Raw genomic sequence first — 22,811 nt, forward strand, 5'->3', positions numbered from 1 at the left:
TAGTCACCTTAGAAGCTACCGCAAATGCGGGGTTTTTGCATATAATTTGCTTTAATCAATGGGCTACTCGACAAATGTTACAAAACTAGCACTACACGTTAGTAGCCTGAATGCCAATCGTTTGACTGGTATTCAGGCTATTTGCGTTAACGCTGTTGCTTACCATCAGTACCTTGGTTAAAATGATGATATGGCTTTTATCGATTAAAACAGTTAAGTGAAGGAGGGATTTCTTGACACATCGAATAAAGTGGGCAACGTTATCGGTTGTGATTTACGTGATTTTTGTGGTCTGTGCAATAGCGTTTAAGCTGCTTGACCCAGCTAAGATCGGTCTGTCATGGACCGTTTTCTGGTACATTGCCGCTGCCGGCCTGATGTACTACTTTTACTTTAAAAACATGGCTTACCGAGAAGTGATCTATTACGCGCGGCAGTTTCATTTAACCAGACTAGATCTGGAGGCCATGGTGCCGAACCGTAAAAAGACGGCTGAGGTACCGGATCCAGACCATCCCAGTATTTTTACACCACTGATTTCGGTACCACTGAGTGTGACGAACCGCTTGACGGATATATTGGAGAAACGGGCCAAGGATGAATACGTGGCGCCGTTTAAATAAATTTAGACAGTAAAATCCTCACCACACTTGAAATGTGATGAGGATTTTTAATCATGACATCAACTCAACTAAATTACTGAAGCACCAACGATACTTGATAGGATCATGGTCAAAATGCCGTCCGCAATTAACGCAATCAATAGCGCGTGAACTTTATCCAAACCGCGAGCTTGTTTGAACTCAAGAATGGTATATGAATAACCAATTGAGTAGACGGTAGTGGTTAGTAGGACGAAAAGAAATAGTAGAAAGGCACCGGCTAAGGTATTCAACAGTGCGATGAACACCATGCCCAGCAGTAGAAAAATGAGGCTGAGATTGGTGTAACCTGCTAAGCGAGTCGCAAATCCGAGGTAGGTCTCGTGTTCATCACCAATCAGATAACGCCGTGTTAACCAGCCAACCAAAACAAATAGGGCCATAAAAATAAGTGCAATTAAGAAAATCTTGAGAAAGATGGTGAAGCCGCTGCCGGTTGGATAATTGGGAAAGCTCGAACCGTTGCCATCCGTTTGACCATTGATGTCATTTATCGCTGAACTGAGGTCATTGATAAGGAGGGTCAACTCTTTGATGATCCGGTAAAGTGCAACCATACCAGTAATCCCAATTAGTAAGGCCGCGATGATAAATGAGGTGATGCCGAAAAACTTATTGCCCTTTAAGTCAACCTTACTGGGATGTTTAATGGATTCCCAGAGCCAGCTGAAATAGTTAGTGGAATACTTCTTGGCTGCTTCCACGTTGGGATTAGGCTGGGATACCCGTTGCTGAGTCGACTGCTGTTGAGCGGCTTGCTGTTGCGAACGGGCGTTAAAATGTGTTAAATCATAGCCGCAATTGGTGCAAAACTTCGCGTTTGGTTTTAGCTTGGCGCCACAATTGGGGCAAAAACTAGGACCTGCTGTTTCACTCATGATAATTCCCCCCTAATAAAAGATACGTACACTATAAAAGTATCACAAATAATTAATGATGAGGTAGACTTTTTCGATATTTTAGGGCGATATTGTCTTATTGAGTGTCAAAAAGTAAAGTAATGTATGTTAATTTTCTAGACGTGGTTTCCCTAACGAGCTTCTTACACCCGTGTTTTCCTTGACGTTTCCGCTCACTGCATGCTAGTATGAAACTACCTAATTACTTCTCAAATCAAGTAGTGCTCAGTCTGGGTGTCAGGAAGTCGGTGGTTGCTGCGAACCGATCAGGGCTGTGTAACCAAATACTGAGGGGCATCGTACGGAAAAATCTAGAGCCGTTATCATCTAGTGAGTGAGGAGTATTTGCGTACTCTTAAGCTGGGTGGTACCACGGTTAGTCCAATCGTCCCTGTTGCGTCTTTTGACGTAGCAGGGACGATTTTTTATCTAGAAGGGATGTTAACGATGAAAGAGCAGTCAAACGTCAAATTTGGCGAAGCAATTGCAGTTTTATTAATGATGTTAGTAGTCATGGGAGTCGGAGTGATTGGGTTTGGAATTAGTCCCCAAATTCCGGTGCTAATTGTGATCGGTTTGGTCATTCTCTGGGCGCGGTTCCGGCATTTTAGCTGGGATGAGATTCATAAAGGGATTACTGAAGGGGTCACTACAGGGATCGTGCCGATCTTTATCTTTATTTTGATTGGGGTTTTGATCAGTGTCTGGATTGCAGCCGGAATTATTCCGTCCTTAATGGTGGCTGGTTTTCATATGCTGAGTGTCCAATGGTTCGTACCGTCAGTATTTTTAGTTTGTGCGCTGATTGGGACTTCAATTGGGAGTGCGTTCACCACGATTTCAACCGTGGGGATTGCGCTGTTCGGTATGGGAACAACCATGAACCTTAACCCGGCGTTAGTTGCCGGTGCCATTATTTCCGGCGCTATTTTTGGTGACAAGACTTCGCCATTATCGGATTCAACTAACCTGGCCGCCGCAATTGCGGATGCTGATCTGTTCAAGCACATTAAAAACCTGATGTGGTCGACCATTCCATCTTTTTTGATATCATTGATTTTATACGCCATTCTCGGGCATGGCGCTGCCAGCAGTGATGCGCTGACGAAGGTCTCCACAACGGTCAACGTCCTCAACGGTCACTTCGATATTACCTGGTGGGCGGCCTTACCGATTCTACTAATGTTCGTTTGTGCCTTTATGAAGATTCCAGCGATTGGGACGTTGCTTATCAACATCGCGGTGGCTGTCGCCATGATCTTTATTGAGGATCCGACCACTAAAGTTCAGCCACTGGTCAAAATGATGGAGACTGGTTTTGTTTCACATACCGGCAATCAAGCGGTAGATGCTTTACTGAGCCGAGGCGGTATTTCGTCGATGATGGGCACGGTGTCACTGATCTTTATGACACTTTCATTAGGTGGCTTACTGATGAAATTTAATTTGATTCAAATTGCCATGAAGCCATTAATTTCTAGACTGCATCGTGACGGTGATCTGGTCACAGCGGGTATTCTTGCTGGGATTGGCGTTAATCTCTTTGTCGGGGAACAGTATCTGTCGACGATCTTACCTGGTAAAGCCTTCAAAAAACCGTTTAACGATCACGGTCTAGATAATCTAGCATTGAGTCGAGTCCTTGAAGATGGCGGGACGGTTATTAATTACTTGGTCCCTTGGGGCGTTGCTAGTGTGTTTGCGGCGAATACTTTAGGCGTTAGCACGATGGCGTTTCTGCCATTTTGTTTCTTCAGTCTCCTGTCACCAGTCTTCTCAATTTTGAGTGGTTACACGGGAATCGGGTTGAAGAAGTTACCACAGACTGAAACTGAATAATCACGTAAAAAAGCGTTCGGCGATTTTATTTCGCCGAACGCTTTTTGATACTTAAATTAGTAAGAATCACCATTCAAAACAGAATTCTTAACCACTACGTAGTCAACTAAGCGGATATCCATCAGCTTGTTGCCACCGGCGTAAGAGATCGAACTTTGCAGATCCTGTTGCATTTCTGATAAGGTATCGGCAATGTCACCGCGGTAAGGGACTAACATTTGCTTACCTTCCACGTTACGGTAGGCGCCTTTTTGAGTTTCTGAAGCGGAACCCCAGTATTGTTTGTAGTTCTTGCCATCGATTTTGATCATGGTGCCAGGGGACTGCTGATGACCGGCTAATAGTGAGCCAATCATGACCATGGTAGCACCGAAGCGAATCGATTTGGCGATGTCGCCGTTATAGCGAATACCGCCATCGGCAATCAGGGGCTTGCTGGCAGCCTTGGAACAGAGCCGTAAAGCGGCTAACTGCCAGCCACCGGTGCCAAAACCAGTCTTCAGCTTGGTGATGCAGGCTTTACCTGGTCCAATACCAACTTTAGTGGCATCGGCGCCGGCGTTTTCCAGTTCACGGACAGCTTCTGGTGTGCCGACGTTACCGGCAATCACGAAGCTAGCGGGCAGGTATTGCTTGATGTGCTGAATCATTCGAATGACGGAGTTGGAATGCCCGTGTGCGATATCGATAGTGATGTACTCTGGGACATCGTCGGCATCTGCTAACTCTTGAATGAAATCAAGTTCTTCCTGCTTCACGCCCACGCTGATGGAAGCAAATAAATCTTTGCTGTGCATCATTTTAACGAAGGCGTGTCGTTTTTCTGGTTGAAACCGGTGCATGATGTAGAAATAATCGTTTTGAGCCAGCCAAACGGCGAGATCATCGTTGATTACGGTTTCCATGTTGGCGGGAACGACGGGAATTTTAAATGTTCGAGGACCAAATTTGACTGAAGTATCGGCTTCGGACCGGCTCTCAATAATACATTTATTCGGGATCAGTTGAATGTCTTCGTAGTCAAATACTTCTGGGTTGTTCATCATTTATCCTGCTCCTTATTCGTGGACGGTAGCGTCAGTATCTTGCCAAGCGTCGATCAAAACGTTGGTTTGCGTCCGGTCAGGGCCAACTGAAAAGGTGGCGATATCTACGCCGACCAATTCAGCAAGCCGGTTAAGGTAATTTTGAGCGTTAACTGGCAGGTCTTCAAACTTTTTAACGCCGGTAATATCGTCGTTCCAACCAGGAAATTCTTCGTAGATCGGTTTGCACTTTTTCAGTTCTTTCAAACTAGCTGGATAGTGGTAGATCGTTTCGCCATCAAGTTCGTAGGCTGTTGCAATTTTTAAAGTCTTCAGACCAGTCAGGATATCCAAACAGTTCAATGACAGGTGAGTTAAACCAGAAACCCGCTTAGCATGACGCAGTACCACTGAGTCAAACCAGCCGATTCGACGAGGACGCTTCGTAACGGTACCGTATTCATGGCCGGCTTCACGGATGAAGTCACCAGTTGCGTTATTTAATTCAGTTGGGAATGGACCATCACCGACACGTGAGGTGTAAGCTTTGCAGACACCGATCACTTCGTCGATCTTAGAAGGACCAACGCCGCTACCAATGGTGACTCCGCCGGCAACGGGACTGGAACTTGTCACAAATGGGTAAGTCCCGTGATCAATGTCCAGCATGACCCCTTGAGCACCTTCGAACAGCACGTGCTTACCAGCATCGATGGCATCGTTGATCACCACGGATGTATCGGTAACGTACTGTTTGATTTCTTGCCCATACTCATAGAAGGGTTCGAAAATATCTTCAAACTTTAATGGTTCATGACCATATAGTTTGGTGATCATTTCGTTCTTTTCTGTAAGGTTTTGACGCAGTTTTTCTTCAAACGTATCTTTCTCTAATAAATCAGCAACCCGAATACCGATCCGTTCAGCTTTATCCATGTAAGCCGGACCGATACCTTTATTAGTGGTTCCAATTTTATCTGCTTTAGCTTCTTCTTGTAATTGATCAATGAGGATGTGGTATGGCAAAATCACGTGTGCCCGGTTAGAAATTCGCAGATTATCCGTAGAAACATTGCGATCGTGCAGGTAATGGAGTTCTTCAACCAGTGACTTGGGGTTGAGCACAACGCCGTTACCGATCACACTTAACTTGTCTGAGTAGAAGATCCCAGATGGAATTAAGTGTAACTTGTAAGTTTCACCTTTGAAGACAATGGTATGACCAGCGTTGTCGCCGCCTGAATAACGTGAGACAACATCGGCCTGTTTGCTCAGAAAGTCGGTAATCTTACCCTTACCTTCGTCGCCCCATTGACTCCCTACTACTACTATAGATGACATTTAAACACCCCATATCTAAGATTGCTAAGCTGATGCAAATACGAACAACCCAGCAATTTATATATTACCAGTTTAAAAATTGGAAAGCAAGTAAAAACACGAATAATATTTTAAAATATGGTGATTAATGTTCATATTTTAGCTGAACAAATTAAAGCAAACAAGTTATATATAGGAACTTTTTGATAATTATCAATTTAATCATGCAAAATGGAGCATATTATGTTATGATTTTGATGGAAATTCAGCTGTGGATTTCAATTAATGTTCGTCTTTTAATGAAAATCAATCAGAAATGAGGATCATAATGCTCGAAAGATATACACGCCCAGAAATGGCGAAAATTTGGTCGCTTCATAACCAGTATCAATCTTGGCTGGAAGTCGAAATTGCGGTGGATGAAGCGTGGGCTCAATTAGGAGTCGTTCCTCAAGCAGACGTTGATAAGATCAACGCGAAGGCTACTTTTAATGAGGATCGAATTGCTGAAATCGAAGCAGTTACTCATCATGATGTTGTGGCGTTTACCCGCGATGTGTCTGAATCATTGGGTGAAGAACGCAAGTGGATCCATTATGGCATGACCAGTACCGACGTTGTGGATACAGCACAGGGTTACCGGTTAAAACAAGCCAACGAACTTTTACGACAGGATTTATTGCACTTAAAAGAAGTTGTGCGTAAGCAGGCACTGAAATATAAGGATACGGTGATGATCGGCCGGACCCACGGGGTACAAGCTGAGCCAACCACTTTTGGTCTGAAATTAGCGCGGTGGTATTCTGAAATCAACCGTGATATTGACCGCTTTAATGAAGCCGCCGATGAAGTTGAAGCTGGCAAGATCAGCGGTGCGGTGGGAACGTTTGCTAACGTACCGCCAGAGGTTGAAAAGTACGTCTGTGACAAATTAGGCATCCGGGCACAGGAAATTACCAGCCAAGTGCTGCCACGTGATCTGCACGCCCATTACATTGCCACCTTGGCGCTGATCGGGACGAGTTTGGAAGAATTTGCGACTGAGATCCGGTCACTGCAGCGATCTGAAATCCATGAAGTTGAAGAACATTTCAATAAGGGACAAAAGGGTTCTTCAGCAATGCCGCATAAACGCAACCCAATTGGTTCAGAAAACATTACCGGCTTAGCACGGGTACTCAGAGGCCACGTTCAAACCGCTTATGAAGACGTGGCATTATGGCATGAACGTGATATTTCTCATTCATCAGCGGAACGGATCATTTTGCCAGATACCACAACGCTGTTAGATTATATGCTGCACCGGTTTGCGAACATCGTGGAGAATCTGACGGTCTTCCCAGACCGGATGAAGCACAATATGACCTTGACGTATGGCTTGATCTATTCGCAACGGGTCATGTTGAAGCTGATCGATGCGGGGTTAACTAGGGAAACGGCTTATGACCTTGTCCAGCCGTTAACGGCGAAGGCCTGGGACGAACATCTCCAGTTCCGGCCATTGGTGGAAGGCAACAAAACTATCATGTCGCACCTGTCAGAAAAGGATATCGACGACGCGTTTGATTATCATTATCATATCCGCAGAGTGGGAGAGATCTTTGAGAGGATTGGATTAAAATAAGGTGCGGAAGAAAGCGGTTAGAGAGCGTAGTGTAAGTTAACTATGACAAAAATCCTGGGCTTGGATTTATGTCATAGTTAACTTACATGCAGCTCTCTGCTTTCTGTAGCCCGATTCGGCTAGATAAGCGAAAAGAGCACACAAAAATCCTGGGCTTGGATTTTGGTAGAGAGTCCCTTAGGTGCAAGTCTCTGCCTGGTGTAGCCCGATTCGGCTAGATAAAATAAAACAACCAAACAAAAACCAAACTCAAATTGGGTTTGGTTTTTTAATGCATATTTTTCAGATTACCTTGACACACACAGTAATCCAGCGTAGATTATTATGTGACAAATAGTAATCGAGGAGGCTTCCAAATATGACCAGTCGGCACGATATCTCCAAAGACCTGATCCGTGGCGTCACGGACGGGATCATCTTAAACATCCTGTCACAGGGCGATTCGTATGGCTATCAGATGGTGCAGCAGGTGACTGAACTGTCTGATGGGCATTATGAAATCAACGAAGCCACGCTATATACAGTTTTCCGACGCTTAAGCAAAAACGGGTTGATCGACAGCTACTACGGAAACGAGACCCAGGGTGGCCGCCGCAAATACTATCACATCACCCAAGCTGGCAGCGCGGAACTGACCCAGTTTCACAAAGACTGGCAATTTGCCAAAGAAACCATTACGCAATTAACGACTGGAGTGCTAAAACATGATTAATGATGAATTAATAGCTGCTGCCTTAGACCCGATTTTTAAAGGCTACGTGCAAAATGACGATGTGCAGGACTTTTATAATGAAGTTACGGCTGATGTTAAGGAAAGTGCGCAATTTTTGTTGGACACTAAGCAGGTTATGAGACCAAAACAGGCCGTTGATAGGGCGGTTAAATCGTTAGGTGATCTAACCGAACCGCTGCTGCTAATCAGCAGTCCCGTAGCATCTGCATCAACAGCGACTGCCTCTGCGACCGTTGCTCAAAGCTGGCCTGATACCGAGGTTGGCCACATCGTTTTGCGGGCGGATGAGACCCAAGTCCGGTTAGTGGCCAGCGCTGATGCTCAGATTCACGTCCACCAGTTCCAGCAGTCTAAGTTAGCCGCCAGCAAACTGCAGCTTAAACAAAGTGAGGACACGCTCTATCTGGCAGCACCATCGCCACGCTGGTTTCAGTATCTGATCCCGTTTCGGCATCCTAAGTCGGTGGTTGAGATTGCTTTGCCAGCGCAGTTTGACGGGACCCTGGACGTTGACCTAAAGTCAGGGTCGCTTTCAGCAACTGACCTTACCAATCAATTACGAGCAACTTTAACGTTACGGTCTGGCGGTATTACTATGCAGCACGTTCAGTTCAAGACGCTTAGTGCGCAGCTGACTTCAGGATCATTTAAAGTTAATCACCTCGTGTGTGAGACGCTATCACTGAATGCCCATTCTGGTGCGGTTCATCTGGCGAACGTTGAAACGGTATTTGATATCAGTGCCCATTCCGGTCTGGTTAAAGGCAGCATGCTGGCAGGTGCCGGCCAATTTGATGTGCATTCCGGCAGTTTAACCTTGAACTGGCAGCGAATTGACGGCGATATTGCGGTGGTTAACCAATCTGGGACGGTCAAGCTGCAGGCTCCCACGGCTGATTCATTCAAATTCGACCTGCAGGCACAATCGGGGACTGTTAAAGTGACACGCAACGCGACTTATAGTCTTCAGGTTCAAGGCGCGGCGCTGGGTCAAGTTGGTGAAGCGCCGCAATACAGCGTTACAGTTAAAAACCATTCTGGGACGATTCGACTTAATTAAAGCAATGTACAAAAAAACCAAACTCGATTGAGTTTGGTTTTTTTCAAGGGGATATTTTCCAATCATAGGGGGAATTGGAAAATACAAGTGGGTAGTGAGATCTGTTTTCTAGGGGAGGAGGATAGATCTCACATGCATATCAGTCTCTTTAGGGGGAAGAAACCGATGAATCAAGGAAGTGTATATAGCTTGTTACCTTTGCTATGAATTAAATATACCAACAAAATGTGATAAAAGTGTGAACAGGACGGGGCAGATTTTTGAAGATTTTCTAATGTTAGAAGTAAGTCTTCAAGAAAGCGGCTACTCGTGCCTGATAGGCTGCAGGATTATACCAGAAACTTTCGGCGTGAGTCGCGTTTTTAACGATCCACAGCTGTTTCGGGGCCTTAGTGGCATGGTAGTTTTCGTAAGCCATTCTTACTGGCACGTAGGTATCCTTACCGCCGTGAATGAAGAGAATCGGCCGGCGGTTCTTTTTGAGCTGTTCTTTAGAAGAGACGTCACCGAGATAATAACCTAACCGGCGCCGGTTGATGGTGCTGACCATTGGTTCAAACGGATATTCAGGTAAGTGATACTGTTCCTTCAGCAGATAAGTCATTTCTTCTTTAATGCTGGAATAGCCGCAGTCAGCAATGATGGCTTTTACCTGAGTGGGTAAGTTTTCGCCCGACAGCATTTCCATCGTGGCACCGCCCATGCTGACACCGAAGAGCAAGATCTTTTCGTCCTCGCCCTTAATGTCGATCAATTTGTTGATCCAGGCCATGTAATCCAGTCAGTCTAGCCAGCCAAAATTGATGTATTGTCCGGCACTGTCCCCGTGCGCCCGGTCGTCTGGCAGTAACACGTTGAAGCCTAGGTTGTAAAACATCTGGGCATAGTTTGCCATGGTTTCGCGGTTACCCTTATAACCGTGAGAAATGATCACCGTTTTTTTCAGGTGATCGGGATGTTGAATAAAGGTCGCGACCAGCCGTTTAGCCGGATCGTTTTGATGTAAGTACCAAGTTTCATGGGGAATTTGCCGAAACCAGTCGACATAGTTGTAATATTGCTGCGCGTACTTTTGCTTTTCAGCAGAAGTTTCGGGCACGTAATTGACCCGTTTAAAGGCCACGTTAAACAGTCGATGACTAACGTAAAGCGCGCCAGTGGCAACTGCTGCTAGCGAGAGTCCAAGTGTAACTGATTTTTTCAATAGCTAACCTCCGTTAATTAGTGCGTTAAGTAGAGTTTCTTCAAATCGTTAATATCTTCATTAGATAGTTGCAGGGCTTGATTTAAAAATTGCGGCATAGCACCGTAATGCTTGTTGATAGCTGCCATGGCAGCATCAAAATAACCGCTTGAAACGGTCATCTGTGCTTTGATCGTATCTAGCGTGGTGCCGGTGATACCTTCATTTTTAGCTTTAGTCAGGCGATCCTGAATGAATGGGGACAAAATATCGTTAGTGAGTAAATAATCTTGCTTGACGATTTTTTGCGGTACGCCCAATGCGGAAAGGAAGAACGTTGCGCCCATGCCAGTGCGATCTTTACCGGCAGTACAATGAAACAGCAAACCATCTTTTTCGTCCGTATTGCTGAGTAGCATGGCAAAAAAATGCCGGTAAGCAGATTGTGCTTGCGGTTCAGTCACCATTTCTTGGTAGACTTCCACCATATGGTCAAAGCCGTTCTTTTTGCGCGCTTTCAGCTCAGCATTAAGTTCTTCCCGGGTTTTAGAAGCATCGGTTTTATCGTCCGGAAAAACGGGCAGGTGGCGATAAAGAATCTGATTAGGAATCTGGTCTGGGGCCTTCGCAACTTCACCATCAGAACGGAAATCTACATCGAACTTGATACCATAATCTACTAGTGATTGCTGGTCGTGTTTGGATAAGTGGGCTAAGGTACCTGTTCGAATTACCCGTTGCCACTGCACGGCCTTACCGTCATGAGTTTGGTAGCCACCCAAGTCGCGGAAGTTGTAGCCGTGGTCCATTGTCAGGATGCGTTGATTAGTTTGCTGCATGAAAAGTCCCCCCTCATTTTGTAAATACACGGTTATTGTAACGCAAATGACAGGGCATTTCATGGGTAACGATATTGCTACAATGGTCAATAGACGGGATAGCAGCAAAATGACAGGACTGCAAATGACTGTTGAAAAGCAATTGAAAGCGCTATAATAATCGTAACCGATTTTGAATAGGAAAGGATGATCGTGATGAAAATTGGAATTATTGGCGGCAACGGTAAAACCGGCTCAGCCATCTATGCTGAGGCCAAGAAAAGGGATCACGAACCAACTGCTATTGTCCGTAATGAAGAACGCGCCCGCGCGGTACTGGGCGATGACGCTAATTTGCTAGTGAAGGACGCCCTTGACTTAACCAAGGCTGACTTGACCGCCTTTGATGTTGTCGTGGATGCGTTTGCTGTTCCGATGGGGTCAGCACAGTCCTATCTGCATTTGGACCTGCTGACCAAATTAGTCCGCGAGCTGCGGGAAACCAAGACACGATTGTTCGTGATCATTGGGGCAGCCAGTCTTAAGTTGCCTGATGGCCACCGTTTATTGGACCAGCTTCAGGCCACGCCAAATAATGAGCAGTGGATCGGCGTACCGCTTAATCAAACCTATGAATATGAATTCTTACAAATGATTGATAATGTCGACTGGGTGGCCATTTCGCCACAAAGTAATTTTGGACCAGGGCCTACTAATGGCTACGTCATGGGTAAAGATGAGCTTATGAAGGATGCCAATGGTAAATCAGAACTGTCTAACGGCAATATGGCGCTGGCAATTCTGGATGAAATTGACTCACCAGCCCATAAGCAGCAGCGCTTCACAGTTCGTAATCAGGAGGCTGATCAATAGATGAGTATGCGCGGTGATTGGCTCTTATTTAAGATAAAACGCAGTCGGTTGAAACAACAGGTGGCCACTAGTTTCCTGCATCCCGGCCGGCGTACGGATCATCTGGACCCCAGTCAATTTCGGCAGCCGGATCAAGTGAAAGTTGTCCCCTTAGACCAGAGCCGCCTAGTCACACTGTTACCTAAGACGGCGACTAATAAGCACGTGGTGATTTTTCATGGCGGTGCGTACACGGTTCCCACAACGGAAGGCCACCGGCAGTGGATGGAACGCATCGTGTCTCAGATGGGAGCTAAGGCGACCATGCTGGACTTTCCACTCGCACCGGAAAATACCGCGTCAGTAACGGTACCAGCCTCGCTGGACGCCTACGCGGAACTGCGGCTGCAATATCCCGATGATCAGTTTTACTGGTTAGGGGATTCTTCTGGTGCTGGCCTGGCGCTGGTGCTGTTACAGCAACTACGCGCTCAGCAGCAGCCCATGCCGACAGCTAGCGTATTGGTGTCACCCTGGTCTGATCTAGCGATGCGCGATCCCGAGATTCAGCAGCGCCAGCAGTCGGACCCAGAACTGCCCTTGCAGGCCATGCGCCAAGTAGCAGCCAATTACGCGGGGACGCTGGTTCTAGATGACCCGTTAGTCAGTCCGTTAAATGGGTCGATGGCGCATCTGGGCCACATCAGCCTCTGGTATGGGACGACGGAATTATTGTTACCTGAGCACCGCAAGTTGGCTACTAAGCTCAAACAGGCTGATGGTACTCAAGTTGACGTACATGAAATGAAAAATATGCTGCATGATTTTCTCATGTGGCCCAATCTGCCGGAAAGTCGGCAGGTGTTTGAGACATTAAATCAATTGATGCAAAAAGACGACCAGTAAGACTGGCCGTTTTTATTTGTAATTTTTGGCATTCATTTTAGAACCTGCGAAACCAGTTAGTTGATTGACAATTCTGGGCGACATGCTATACTCGCCGTGACATAACGCTAGGGGTGCCTTGAGCTGAGAAATACCCTTTAAACCTGATCTAGTTAGTACTAGCGAAGGGAAGCCAATGCAATGAATATGATGATGAACGCTTAGAATAAGGGGGTTCCTAGCTTCTATGCCGAAAAAATAAAAAGGAGATAACACCTGATGAGTTTTTCGACAGAATTGATTGAAGCAGGAACGCCTATTTTAGATCACATCATGGAACATCCCTTTGTAAAGGGAATTGGTGCAGGTCAGTTATCCAAAGAAGCACTAATGTTTTACGTAACGCAGGATTTTAACTACCTCAACGAATTTTTGCATGCTGATGCGGTGGCGCTTTTGAAGAGTACGTCACGTGAAGATATGCAGATCATTGATAACCAGCTCGATTTTCTTTTGAGCAGTGAATCTGAAGCCCACAAGAACTTTTGTGAAGTTGCCGGAACACCGTATAAATCACTGCAGGGACAGCCAATGGCGCCGACCACTAAGCTGTATACTAACCATATGTTAGAGACACTGAAAGCCGGTGACCTGATCGACATCATTGCAGCGATGACACCGTGTCCTTGGACCTACGCCGAAATTGGGAAGAAACTGGTTGAACAGGGCAAGAATACGCCAGATAATGTGTTTACGCCTTGGATCGAACTTTACGCCGGCACGGCTGATGATGACGATTCGGATGAGACACCAGAACAGTTGCCGCTCTTTGAGATTTTGGACCGTGAAGCACCGAAATACAGTCGGCAACGGCTTGATCAAGTCAAACGCAGCTTCCTCGAAAGTTGCGAATTTGAGTGGGACTTCTGGGAACAGGCCTATTATCAAAAAGACTGGCAGTTTTTGCCTGGTGTTAAGTTACCAATAGGTGTAACTGCGAAGACTAAGTAAATGATTGATCAATCAATTATTTTAAAACGGCATGGCGCCGGTATTTCTACTGGGGCCATGCCGTTTATTGTGATATCAACTATTATTTACGCGTCCGTTCCGCCACTTTCTGGCTACGGGTAATCAGATCAGCAAACAGCGCTTTAGATTCTGCATGATGTTTATACATATTTTCGGGGTGCCACTGCACCGCCAGAATCTGATCGTTGGCGGTGGACTCAAAGGCTTCAATCACACCGTCATCCGCACGAGCGGTCACTTTCAGACTGGTAGCAAGTTGCTTAACCGCTTGGTGGTGGCGGGAATTGACGTAGGGCCGGGCACCAGTAATTTTAAAGAGACGGCTATCAGGGTCAACGGAAACGTGGTGGGATGGCATATTGCCGGCCGCTGCCTGATTATGCTTGAGTGTCATGTCGGGGTCTTCTGACAGGTCTTGGTAGACTGTCCCGCCTAAACCAGCATTGATCAGCTGCATACCACGGCAAATACCAAAGATAGCTTTTCCCTGAGCAACGGCTTGTTTCAGCAGTTCGATTTCAAATAGATCACGTTTACGGTAGGTCACGCCCAGTTTTTCGTGAGGTTCTTCACCGTAAAAGGTGGGATCCACATCGGCACCGCCAAGAAAGGCTACCCCATCAAAGAGGTCCATGTAATCAATAACGTCTGCGGGATCAACGCTGGGGAAAATAATCGGCACGCCACCGGCTTTAACGACGGCTTCAATGGCCGGTCGAGGGGCAAAAGCGGCGTTGCGTTCGTTAATAATGTTAGTCGCTTCAGCTAAGGTATCAGCTGGCAGTGCAATTCGTGGGCGCATGGCGAACCCTCCTGTTCTGAAATTATGATGTGATTAGTTTAGCAGGTGAGGGCTAATTAGGCAAGGTGTGTAACTAGGCGTTTAGAGACTGGAGCCTAAGCCGGTTCTGATAGAAATCCTGGTTCTGGATTTGTATCAGAATTGGCTTAGGTGCAAGTCTCTGCCTAGTGGAACCCGATTAGGCAATAGAGGGGGAATTCCCTCAACAACCTTAAAACATTTAACATTCCCCTAAAATAGGGTTACATTAGTTATGTAACTAAAATTTAAACGAGGTAAATGAAGATGGCAATGACAGAGAGACAAATGATTCAAGAAATTTTGAATACGGTAGATGTTATCTACGCATTCGAAGACGTTGATGAAGATACCAAGGAATACACGTTACTGGTTACCCAACAGGACAACGATTCACGTCCCCTTGAGACCGTTAATGCTGAAATGAAGAAGTATTTCCAGGAAGCAGACTTCAACTACAAAGAAGAACTGCACCCAACGAATACCGACAAGCAAGCTGATATCCGTGTCCTGATCAAACGGTAATTGAATCGATCATTGATATAAATGAGCATTTAAACCCCGTACAGTTATTTTACTGTATGAGGTTTTTGTTGTATTCTGCCGTAATTAATGACAGGTACTTTGTGAATGTGATAAAGTAAGACTAGTTTTGAAACCGTTTACTAGTCACAAACTTGGAAGGATTGAGTTGTTATGGCAATGAAGCAGCCGGAACATTATATACTCGCGATCGATCAAGGGACCTCGGTGACCCGGGCCATGTTGTTTGACCACTCTGGCCGTAAGGTGATTGAAAGCCAGAAGTCGTTTCCGCAATACTATCCGCATAATGGCTGGGTGGAAGTGGATGCCAATGAGATCTGGAATTCAGTGCAGTCGGTCATCGCCAGTGCGCTGATCGATGCTGGGGTTCATCCCGAATACATCGACGGCATTGGCATTTCCAGCCAACGTGAAACCACGGTGATCTGGGATAAGGCGACTGGACAGCCCATCTACCATGCCATTGGCTGGCTGTCGAAGCAGACCGCGCCGATCGCCAAGCAAATGGTGGCGGCTGGTTATGCCGAACTGATTCACGAACATACCGGTCTGATCATTGATTCCTACTTCTCAGCCACTAAAGTTCGCTGGTTGCTCGATCACGTTGACGGCGCTCAAGAACGTGCTGAAAAGGGTGAGCTGCTGATGGGGACCATTGACAGCTGGCTAGTTTGGAAATTATCGGATGGGCAATTGCACATTACCGACTATACCAACGCCAGTCGAACGATGATGTTTAACATTCACGATTTAAAATGGGACGATGAAATCCTTAAAATTTTGAACATTCCCAAGCAAATGCTGCCAGAAATTCATTCCTGCTCGGAAGTTTACGGCACCACTAAGAATTACCAATTTTACGGAGTTGAAGTCCCAATCTGCGGACTCGTCGGTGACCAGCAGGCAGCCTTGGTCGGTCAAATGGCGTTCAAGCCCGGTGAGGTCAAGAATACTTATGGCGATGGGGCTTTTATCATGATGAATACTGGGGATCAGCCGCAGCTGTCCAACCATAAGTTGTTGACCACGATCGCCTATGATTTAGAGGGGCACGTCACCTATGCCCTTGAAGGGTCGATCTTCGTGGCTGGGACAGCGCTGAACTGGTTGCAAGAAACCATGAAGATCATTGATAACGTCCCACAATCCCGGCAAGTCGCCATGCAATCCACGAATGATGATGAAGTCTACGTGGTGCCGGCCTTTAACGGGTTGGGCGCGCCGTACTGGGATCAGGATGCTCGAGGGGCGGTCTTTGGGCTGACCCGTGGGACTGACCGGAGTGATTTCGTGAAGGCTACCCTGCAGTCGATTGCCTATCAGACGCGCGATATTATTGAAACCATGCGTCAGGATACGGCCATGCCGGTGGTGGAAATTCTAGCTGATGGCGGGGCATCGCGTAACCGCTATTTGATGCAGTTTCAAGCCGATATTTTGAACCTGCCGATCGTGCGTTCCAGCGATGAAGATACTACTGCGCTGGGGGCTGCTATTTGTGCTGGCCTCGCTATCGGTTACTGGAAGGATCTAAAGGAAGTCAGTCAGATTCACGCGGCTGGCAGAACCTTCACGCCGAAAATGACCGAAGAACGCCGAGCCCGTTTATATGATGGCTGGCAAGTCGCCATCAAGGCCACCCGAGCGTTTAAACCACAGCATTAAAGTTTTGGATAAGTAAGACAAAAGTGTGACCATCAACCGTTTTTGACTGATGGTCACACTTTTTGTCACATACTTATTTTTTAGCTTTAGGTAAATAGCCACTACTGGTAAGTAAATCCTTCGACCGCTGTGTTGCCGGTTTATAGCCCCGGTTGAATAAGTGGCGGAAGTACATCAGGTTGTACAGATAGCCCCAAACAAAGCTCAGTGCGAATTGCAGTACACTGGTGACAATGTTAAAGGTCTGTATCGAAGAAAAGTGAATGGAGTATAGTCCCAAGACGACCCCCAGGTTCACACCGAGCATACAGAGCAGGTTATACCAATCTCCCCGAAAAATGGGAACAAGGAAGGAGAAGAGAAAAGTGGTGTATGAAAAACCGACTTTACTGATTCTGATATCGCCTTCCTCTTTTACAACGGTGGCATAGTTAGGTGGGACGGGCAGCCCGTTTGGCCCCTCGTTGTTATCACCATTATTGCCGTTATTGCCGTTTCCAAATGGATTTTGCATTTAACCCCTCTTTTCTACACGGAATCTTTTAAAAGTCAAAATTGGTCAAACCGGTTATTGGTTTATGATAAGCCTAAATTCAATTTTTGGCTAACGCTAAGCACGGGTAAATTTCACAACTGCCTCGCAACGGGCGGTTTGCGGCATCATATCAACGGACTGAATGTAGTTGACGTGATACTGCTCAGTTAATTTAACGAGGTCTCGGGCGAGGGTCGAAGGGTTGCAGGAAATGTAGACGAATTTTTTTGGCTTGGCGGTTAAAATGGCGTTGATCAGGCCGTCATCTAATCCCGTACGCGGTGGATCGACAATCAGTGCATCCGGTTTGAAGCCTTCATTGAGCCACTTAGGAATGATCGTTTCAGCGGTCCCAGTTTCGTAATGAACGTTGTCGATATGGTTGATCCGGGCGTTTTCGTTGGCGTCATCCACGGCGTCAGCAATCACATCCATTCCGCGGACTTCTTTAGCAGCGTGGGCGATTGACAGCCCAATAGTTCCCACACCAGAGTAAGCATCGATAACGGTCTCGTTATCAGAGAGCGCCAGTGCTTTCAGGGCTTCGTCGTAAAGGCGAACGGTCTGGTAGGGGTTCAGCTGTAAGAATGCCCGGGCGGATAAGTTAAACTGCAGGTCGTTTAACACTTCGCGGATCTGCGGTTTACCAGCTAACAGTCTGGTCTTTTCACCCCAAATGAGTGAGGTCTTATCATTATTGATATTTTGCATAATTGAAACGATCTCTGGAAATTCGGTCAGTAGCCGGTCGACCATCTCAGCTTCTTGTGGGAAGGGGGCTTTGGCGGTCACAAAAACCACTTGAACTTCACCAGTCCCTTCAGCCACCCGAACGACCACTGTCCGAACGAGGCCAGTGCCCCGTTTTTCGTCGTAGGTGCTGACGTCCAGTTCTTCCATTAAAGCGACCACGCCACGCATGACGTGCATCGTGGCCGGCATTTGTACCGAACAGGTCTTCAGGTCGACCAGATCATGACTGCGTTCCTTGTAGAGCCCGGCGATCACGTGACCGTCAGCATCCCGTCTGACTTGGAACTGGGCCTTGTTGCGGTAGCCGTAAGGATCGTCCATGCCAATGGTGGGCTTTAATTGAAAATTACGGAAGCCCTTGGGCTGAAATTTTTCCAACGACTGTAACATGATATCGCGTTTAAAGGCTAATTGGGCGGGGTAAGCTAAATGTTCCAGCTCAAAGCCACCGACTTCAGCTGCGTAAGCGTCACGTGGCTTGACCCGGTCTTTACTGGGCGTTTTGAGTCGGTGAATCTTGGCCGTCAGAAATGAGGGCTTAATGCCGGTGACTTCAGCGACGATCACTTCGTCAGGTAACGCACCCTTAACGAAGACCAGCTTGCGCTTAAAGTAGCCGATACCTTCACCGTTGATGCCCAGACGCTTGATAGTCAGCGGAAAGCGCTGACCCAAAGTGACCTTCACGCCGGTTTGCTGATGGTCCGAATGCGCTGGTCTGCGGTGATTGGATTGATTGTAATGATTATAATGATTTGTATTCAATTGTTTTTTCCTATCTATATTGGTCTAGTAGTTGACGTCTTCCGTATTGTAGCGTAAAAGAGCGGTCCAGCACAAGCTGAACCGCTCTTTTCATGATTGAAAAGTAGAATTACTCTTCGTAATAGTGATATTTGATTGAGTACGACTTTAAGTCGCCTGGGTGTAACGTGATATCACCGAAACCGTCATGGTTGATGGCATCTGGTAACGTCTGAGCTTCAGTCGCTACCGCATTGTATGGTTTACTGTCGTCAAATAAGTTGGCAGTGTAAACAACCAGCCCGTTACGTTCTGAGTAGATGGCGACGTGACGCTTGCTGGACTTATCGTTTAAGATAGCGACTGGTTCAGTAGTGCTTGGCGTAACTTCGTAGATATCATCGATTTCATTCTTGTCAGATTGTGACTTGATATCGGCTAAGGCGCTCGGTAAATCGCGGGCCTTAGAGAAGTCGTAACCAGTTCCAGCTAACTTCGTGAACTTACCAGTTGGTACTTTATCTGAAGCTAGATCCAAACGACGAGAACTGTTGATCTGTAACAATTGATCGTTCAAGTTCTTTTGGCCTTCAGTTAAGTTCCAGTAGATGTGGCAAGTTGGGTTGAACAGGGTCGTGGCAGTTGAAGCAGCGCTGAAGTTGATGGTAACATCATTATCATCCGTAAAGGTGTAAGTGATGCGAACATCTAGATCACCAGGGAAGTTGTCTTCTGAACTGGCGATGTGACGTGAGAACGTCACGCTGCCATCGTGCTGACGAGTAGCTGGTTCAGCGTGCCAAACAAGATTGGCGAAACCGTGAGGGCCACCGTGCAAGGTGTTGTCATTTTCGTTGGCATCGAAGTGGTATTCTTTACCATCGATGGTAGCTTTAGCTTTAGTAATCCGGCCAGCCACCCGGCCAATGGACTTGCCTAAGCAAGAAGCGGTTTCTTCATAATCTGAAAGTTTATCGAAATGACCGATCAACGGGTGGTCGTTCACCACGAAGTTAGTCCAAGTTGCACCAAGTTCACTGACTTGAATATAGTTTCCAGCTGCGTTTGTAATCGTATAGCGGGTAATGTCTTTACCGTCATGTTGACCAAAAATATCGGATGTAATTTGCATAAATAAATCCTCCTTGTGTAAACGCTTTATCGGTTACTATTATACGCTTTCTGACGTAACAATTTTACTAAAATTCCAATTATTTTGGTAAATTATTTATTAAACGTAAATGCAAGTTGGTTCTTAACCTTTTCCCAATAATTTCTTCACAGTTTGGTGACATTTAGTTGGTATTCTTAATAATGTACTATCAAGGATTTAATTCTCGAAAGGATTGATAGAAATGTTACTTGATAATTCCAAAATTGAAACCATTGCCGTTCAATTAGTGGACGTCAATAAGTCTAAAATGACCGCCAAAACCGAAAACAATGATCTGATTCAAATTAAACCAAGTGCCGTAGCTAAAAATGATAAGTCCTTCTGGCAGAGTATGAAAGATATCGCTAAGGCGAAGATCTGGTTGCCGGTAACTAAGGGCACCCACCAATTGCTGCAGTATGACTGGCTAAGTGCAACGCCAGCAATCTAAAATTGAGATAGCTTGATTTAACAAGTGTGGCGATACCATTAGGCAAAGTACTTGCGTTCAAACTAAAAGAAACGGTAGACTCGAGTCTGTGAAGACTTAAGTCTACCGTTTTTTATTTAAATGAAGGAGAATGCACTATGACGCTAACAGATACGTATACACTTAGTAATGGGACCAAGATCCCAATTGTCGGTTTTGGTACTTGGCAGACGCCGGAGGGTGAGGTCGCTTATCAATCAGTGTTGACTGCTTTGAAGGATGGCTATCGACACATTGATACGGCCACCGGTTACGGTAACGAAGCCAGTGTTGGTCGCGCGATTCATGATTCTGGCATCAAACGCGAAGATCTGTTTGTCACGACTAAGTTAACGAATTCGGCTCACGGCTACGAATCAGCTAAACAGGCACTTGATATGTCGCTGTCTAAATTGGGCTTGGATTACGTTGATCTCTATTTAATTCACTGGCCGAATCCCAAGGAGTTTCGGGATAATTGGGAAGCAAAGAATGCCCAGACCTGGAAGGCGATGGAAGAGGCTTACGATGCCGGTTTAGTGAAGGCAATCGGTGTCTCCAACTTTCGACCGAAGCACATTGATGCGTTGCTGAAGACCGCTAAAATTACCCCAATGGTCAATCAGATCTTCTTGAACCCGTCTGATTTACAGCCAGATGTTGTGGCGTATAATAACGCCCACGATATTTTGTCGGAGGCTTACAGCCCCTTTGGCACTGGCCGCATTTTCCAAATTGAAGACTTAAAGGGTATTGCTGAAAAGTACCACAAATCAGTACCGCAATTAGTTCTGCGCTGGCATCTGCAGCATGGTTTCTTGCCGTTGCCGAAGTCCGTACACGCGGACTATATTCAGGCGAATACCGATATTTTTGATTTCAAGATCAGTGATACTGATATGAAGCAAATGGATAGTTTTCGCGGTGCTGCTGGATTAGCTGAGGATCCGGATAAGGTACCGTTTTAAGGATGTAAATTTGAGCTAGGTCCCGGTTGGGGCTTGGCTCTTTTTTTGGTTTGTGGGGAGATTTTATATAGCCTAGTTGGGCTACAGCAAGCAGAGAGCTGTGTGTAAGCTAACTAAGCCATAAATCCAAGCCCGGGATTTTTGCCTTAGTCAGCTTACACGTCGCTCTCTAAGCGCTTGCTTTCGCACCCTTTATCTTTTACAATTAATCCAAACAACACGAGGGGTGTCCCCGCTTTTTATGGCGGGGGCTGAGATGTGCTTGCACTATCCCTTTGAACCTGTAAGTTCATACTTGCGAAGGAACGTGTTCAATTCGGGCCGGTTTTGCCGGTGGAGAGTCGAGCTAACGTTTTGTTTAGCTCGATTCTTTTTTGCGACTGACTGTTGTTTGTACTTATATTAGGGAGGATTTTCTCAATGAAAATTGATCTGCTGAATCAGATTCGCGCAACGAATCCCGTTGTTCTCAATATTTCAAACTTTGTCACCGTCCAAGATGTCGCTAATGGGATTAATGCCATTGGTGGTTCACCGATCATGTCCGAAGAAATTCGGGAAACCGATGAAATGGTGGGTATCAGTAATGCCGTTACTTTGAACCTTGGCGCCTTTTCTAAGCCACAGGTTGACCACATTTTAGCCATGGGGAAAGCAGCTAACGCACAGCACAAACCGTTAGTCATCGATCCAGTGGCTGTGGGCGCCATCAGTTTCCGTAAAAAGACGGCTTTGGACCTTATGAACCAATTCCAAGTTGACGTCATTCGTGGTAACGCCGGGGAAATCGCTGCGTTGGCTGATGTTGCTTGGGACGCTAAGGGCATCGATGCCGGTTCCGGTAACCAAGACGTGGTCGAAATTGCTAAGAAAGCCGCTCAAAAACAAAACTGCGTGGTCATTCTTAGTGGTGCAACGGACGTCATTACCGATGGCGAACACGTGGCCCGCGTCTTCAACGGGACGCCTTTGTTCCAGCTGCACGTTGGTTCCGGCGATATGTTGAGCAGTATCGTGGGCGCCTTTTGCGCGGTCAGTGACGGGGATTACTTTGAAGCGGCTCAGACTGCTTGCCTCGTCTTTGCTTCTATCGGTCAGCTAGTCGCTGATCAAATGAAGGAAGAGCGGCCAGGGACTTTCTCAGTTCGGCTCATGGATGAGCTGCACCTCGCTACCGTTGCTGATATTGAAAAGATTGCCCAATTTGACTGAAAGGTGTGACATTA

General features: G+C 46.3%; 21 protein-coding genes, 1 pseudogene and 2 riboswitches. Of the genes and pseudogenes, 13 read left to right on the forward strand and 9 right to left on the reverse strand.

Annotated elements, in window-relative coordinates:
* Nucleotides 1–233: 233 nt before the first annotated feature.
* Nucleotides 234–623, forward strand: coding sequence for a hypothetical protein (locus FFM73_RS07260; RefSeq protein ID WP_137631113.1), 390 nt, complete (start codon nucleotides 234–236; stop codon nucleotides 621–623).
* A gap of 68 nt (nucleotides 624–691) precedes the next feature.
* Here the strand turns inward: FFM73_RS07260 and FFM73_RS07265 are convergent, their stop codons facing one another.
* Entirely contained in the window at nucleotides 692–1,540 is an 849-nt protein-coding gene (locus tag FFM73_RS07265) for a zinc ribbon domain-containing protein (protein ID WP_137631114.1), read from the reverse strand.
* Between the two features lie 468 nt (nucleotides 1,541–2,008).
* On the opposite strand from FFM73_RS07265, the gene nhaC reads away from it, so the two are divergent.
* Nucleotides 2,009–3,400, forward strand: a complete 1,392-nt coding sequence (gene nhaC / locus FFM73_RS07270) for a Na+/H+ antiporter NhaC (RefSeq protein ID WP_373278644.1) — start codon at nucleotides 2,009–2,011, stop codon at nucleotides 3,398–3,400.
* Nucleotides 3,401–3,456: 56 nt separating this feature from the next.
* Here the strand turns inward: nhaC and FFM73_RS07275 are convergent, their stop codons facing one another.
* Both FFM73_RS07275 and FFM73_RS07280 read right to left on the reverse strand, forming a co-directional pair.
* Complete coding sequence (locus FFM73_RS07275; RefSeq protein WP_137631145.1) at nucleotides 3,457–4,443, reverse strand: GMP reductase; 987 nt, start codon at nucleotides 4,441–4,443, stop codon at nucleotides 3,457–3,459.
* Nucleotides 4,444–4,458: 15 nt separating this feature from the next.
* On the reverse strand, nucleotides 4,459–5,766 hold the full coding sequence (locus FFM73_RS07280) for an adenylosuccinate synthase (protein WP_137631115.1): 1,308 nt from the start codon (nucleotides 5,764–5,766) through the stop codon (nucleotides 4,459–4,461).
* 307 nt (nucleotides 5,767–6,073) lie between these two features.
* On the opposite strand from FFM73_RS07280, the gene purB reads away from it, so the two are divergent.
* The 3 genes from purB (at nucleotide 6,074) to FFM73_RS07295 (ending at nucleotide 9,162) form a co-directional block, all read left to right on the forward strand.
* Complete coding sequence (purB, locus tag FFM73_RS07285; protein WP_137631116.1) at nucleotides 6,074–7,369, forward strand: adenylosuccinate lyase; 1,296 nt, start codon at nucleotides 6,074–6,076, stop codon at nucleotides 7,367–7,369.
* Nucleotides 7,370–7,727: 358 nt separating this feature from the next.
* Nucleotides 7,728–8,081 carry a PadR family transcriptional regulator gene (locus tag FFM73_RS07290; RefSeq protein ID WP_137631117.1) on the forward strand — a complete coding sequence of 118 codons (354 nt, stop codon included), beginning with the start codon at nucleotides 7,728–7,730 and terminating at the stop codon, nucleotides 8,079–8,081.
* Nucleotides 8,074–9,162: a DUF4097 family beta strand repeat-containing protein gene (locus FFM73_RS07295; protein ID WP_137631118.1), complete on the forward strand. Its 1,089-nt coding sequence runs from the start codon at nucleotides 8,074–8,076 to the stop codon at nucleotides 9,160–9,162. The genes FFM73_RS07290 and FFM73_RS07295 overlap by 8 nt, the downstream gene beginning before the upstream one ends.
* A 277-nt stretch (nucleotides 9,163–9,439) precedes the next feature.
* On the opposite strand, the pseudogene FFM73_RS07300 reads toward FFM73_RS07295, so the two are convergent.
* Nucleotides 9,440–10,366 (reverse strand): annotated as a pseudogene (locus FFM73_RS07300) (alpha/beta hydrolase).
* Between the two features lie 17 nt (nucleotides 10,367–10,383).
* Nucleotides 10,384–11,184, reverse strand: coding sequence for a tyrosine-protein phosphatase (locus FFM73_RS07305; protein WP_171001238.1), 801 nt, complete (start codon nucleotides 11,182–11,184; stop codon nucleotides 10,384–10,386).
* A gap of 195 nt (nucleotides 11,185–11,379) precedes the next feature.
* Between FFM73_RS07305 and FFM73_RS07310 the strand changes: the two genes are divergently transcribed.
* From FFM73_RS07310 to tenA, 3 genes are all read left to right on the forward strand, one after another.
* Nucleotides 11,380–12,036, forward strand: coding sequence for an NAD(P)H-binding protein (locus FFM73_RS07310; RefSeq protein ID WP_137631120.1), 657 nt, complete (start codon nucleotides 11,380–11,382; stop codon nucleotides 12,034–12,036).
* A complete protein-coding gene (locus FFM73_RS07315; RefSeq protein WP_137631121.1) occupies nucleotides 12,037–12,921 on the forward strand; it encodes an alpha/beta hydrolase in 885 nt (294 codons plus the stop codon). It begins immediately after the preceding gene.
* Nucleotides 12,922–13,020: 99 nt separating this feature from the next.
* A riboswitch (TPP riboswitch) is annotated at nucleotides 13,021–13,108 on the forward strand.
* A 71-nt stretch (nucleotides 13,109–13,179) separates the two neighbouring features.
* Nucleotides 13,180–13,911 carry a thiaminase II gene (tenA, locus tag FFM73_RS07320; protein WP_137631122.1) on the forward strand — a complete coding sequence of 244 codons (732 nt, stop codon included), beginning with the start codon at nucleotides 13,180–13,182 and terminating at the stop codon, nucleotides 13,909–13,911.
* 82 nt (nucleotides 13,912–13,993) lie between these two features.
* Here tenA and FFM73_RS07325 read toward each other — a convergent pair whose 3' ends face one another.
* Nucleotides 13,994–14,734 carry a gamma-glutamyl-gamma-aminobutyrate hydrolase family protein gene (locus FFM73_RS07325; protein WP_137631123.1) on the reverse strand — a complete coding sequence of 247 codons (741 nt, stop codon included), beginning with the start codon at nucleotides 14,732–14,734 and terminating at the stop codon, nucleotides 13,994–13,996.
* Nucleotides 14,735–15,025: 291 nt separating this feature from the next.
* Here FFM73_RS07325 and FFM73_RS07330 point away from each other — a divergent pair, with 291 nt between their 5' ends.
* Together FFM73_RS07330 and glpK are read left to right on the forward strand one after the other, a co-directional pair.
* Nucleotides 15,026–15,277 (forward strand): hypothetical protein, encoded by a 252-nt coding sequence (locus tag FFM73_RS07330; RefSeq protein ID WP_054654925.1) that lies wholly within the window; start codon nucleotides 15,026–15,028, stop codon nucleotides 15,275–15,277.
* A gap of 171 nt (nucleotides 15,278–15,448) precedes the next feature.
* On the forward strand, nucleotides 15,449–16,963 hold the full coding sequence (gene glpK, locus FFM73_RS07335) for a glycerol kinase GlpK (protein WP_137631124.1): 1,515 nt from the start codon (nucleotides 15,449–15,451) through the stop codon (nucleotides 16,961–16,963).
* Nucleotides 16,964–17,036: 73 nt separating this feature from the next.
* Here the strand turns inward: glpK and FFM73_RS07340 are convergent, their stop codons facing one another.
* The 3 genes from FFM73_RS07340 to FFM73_RS07350 all read right to left on the reverse strand — a co-directional run bounded on the left by FFM73_RS07340 (nucleotide 17,037) and on the right by FFM73_RS07350 (nucleotide 20,127).
* Nucleotides 17,037–17,477 (reverse strand): hypothetical protein, encoded by a 441-nt coding sequence (locus FFM73_RS07340; RefSeq protein WP_137631125.1) that lies wholly within the window; start codon nucleotides 17,475–17,477, stop codon nucleotides 17,037–17,039.
* A gap of 96 nt (nucleotides 17,478–17,573) precedes the next feature.
* Entirely contained in the window at nucleotides 17,574–19,034 is a 1,461-nt protein-coding gene (gene rlmD / locus FFM73_RS07345; RefSeq protein WP_373278646.1) for a 23S rRNA (uracil(1939)-C(5))-methyltransferase RlmD, read from the reverse strand.
* 91 nt (nucleotides 19,035–19,125) lie between these two features.
* Nucleotides 19,126–20,127, reverse strand: coding sequence for an aldose epimerase family protein (locus tag FFM73_RS07350; RefSeq protein WP_137631127.1), 1,002 nt, complete (start codon nucleotides 20,125–20,127; stop codon nucleotides 19,126–19,128).
* Between the two features lie 223 nt (nucleotides 20,128–20,350).
* On the opposite strand from FFM73_RS07350, the gene FFM73_RS07355 reads away from it, so the two are divergent.
* From FFM73_RS07355 to thiM, 3 genes are all read left to right on the forward strand, one after another.
* Nucleotides 20,351–20,599: a hypothetical protein gene (locus FFM73_RS07355; protein WP_137631128.1), complete on the forward strand. Its 249-nt coding sequence runs from the start codon at nucleotides 20,351–20,353 to the stop codon at nucleotides 20,597–20,599.
* Between the two features lie 137 nt (nucleotides 20,600–20,736).
* Entirely contained in the window at nucleotides 20,737–21,585 is an 849-nt protein-coding gene (locus FFM73_RS07360; protein ID WP_137631129.1) for an aldo/keto reductase, read from the forward strand.
* A gap of 212 nt (nucleotides 21,586–21,797) precedes the next feature.
* Nucleotides 21,798–21,908, forward strand: a riboswitch (TPP riboswitch).
* Between the two features lie 97 nt (nucleotides 21,909–22,005).
* Entirely contained in the window at nucleotides 22,006–22,797 is a 792-nt protein-coding gene (gene thiM, locus FFM73_RS07365; RefSeq protein WP_137631130.1) for a hydroxyethylthiazole kinase, read from the forward strand.
* Nucleotides 22,798–22,811: the final 14 nt, after the last annotated feature.

Origin of the sequence: Secundilactobacillus hailunensis (genome assembly GCF_005405185.1) — a bacterium.
GTDB lineage: Bacteria > Bacillota > Bacilli > Lactobacillales > Lactobacillaceae > Secundilactobacillus > Secundilactobacillus hailunensis.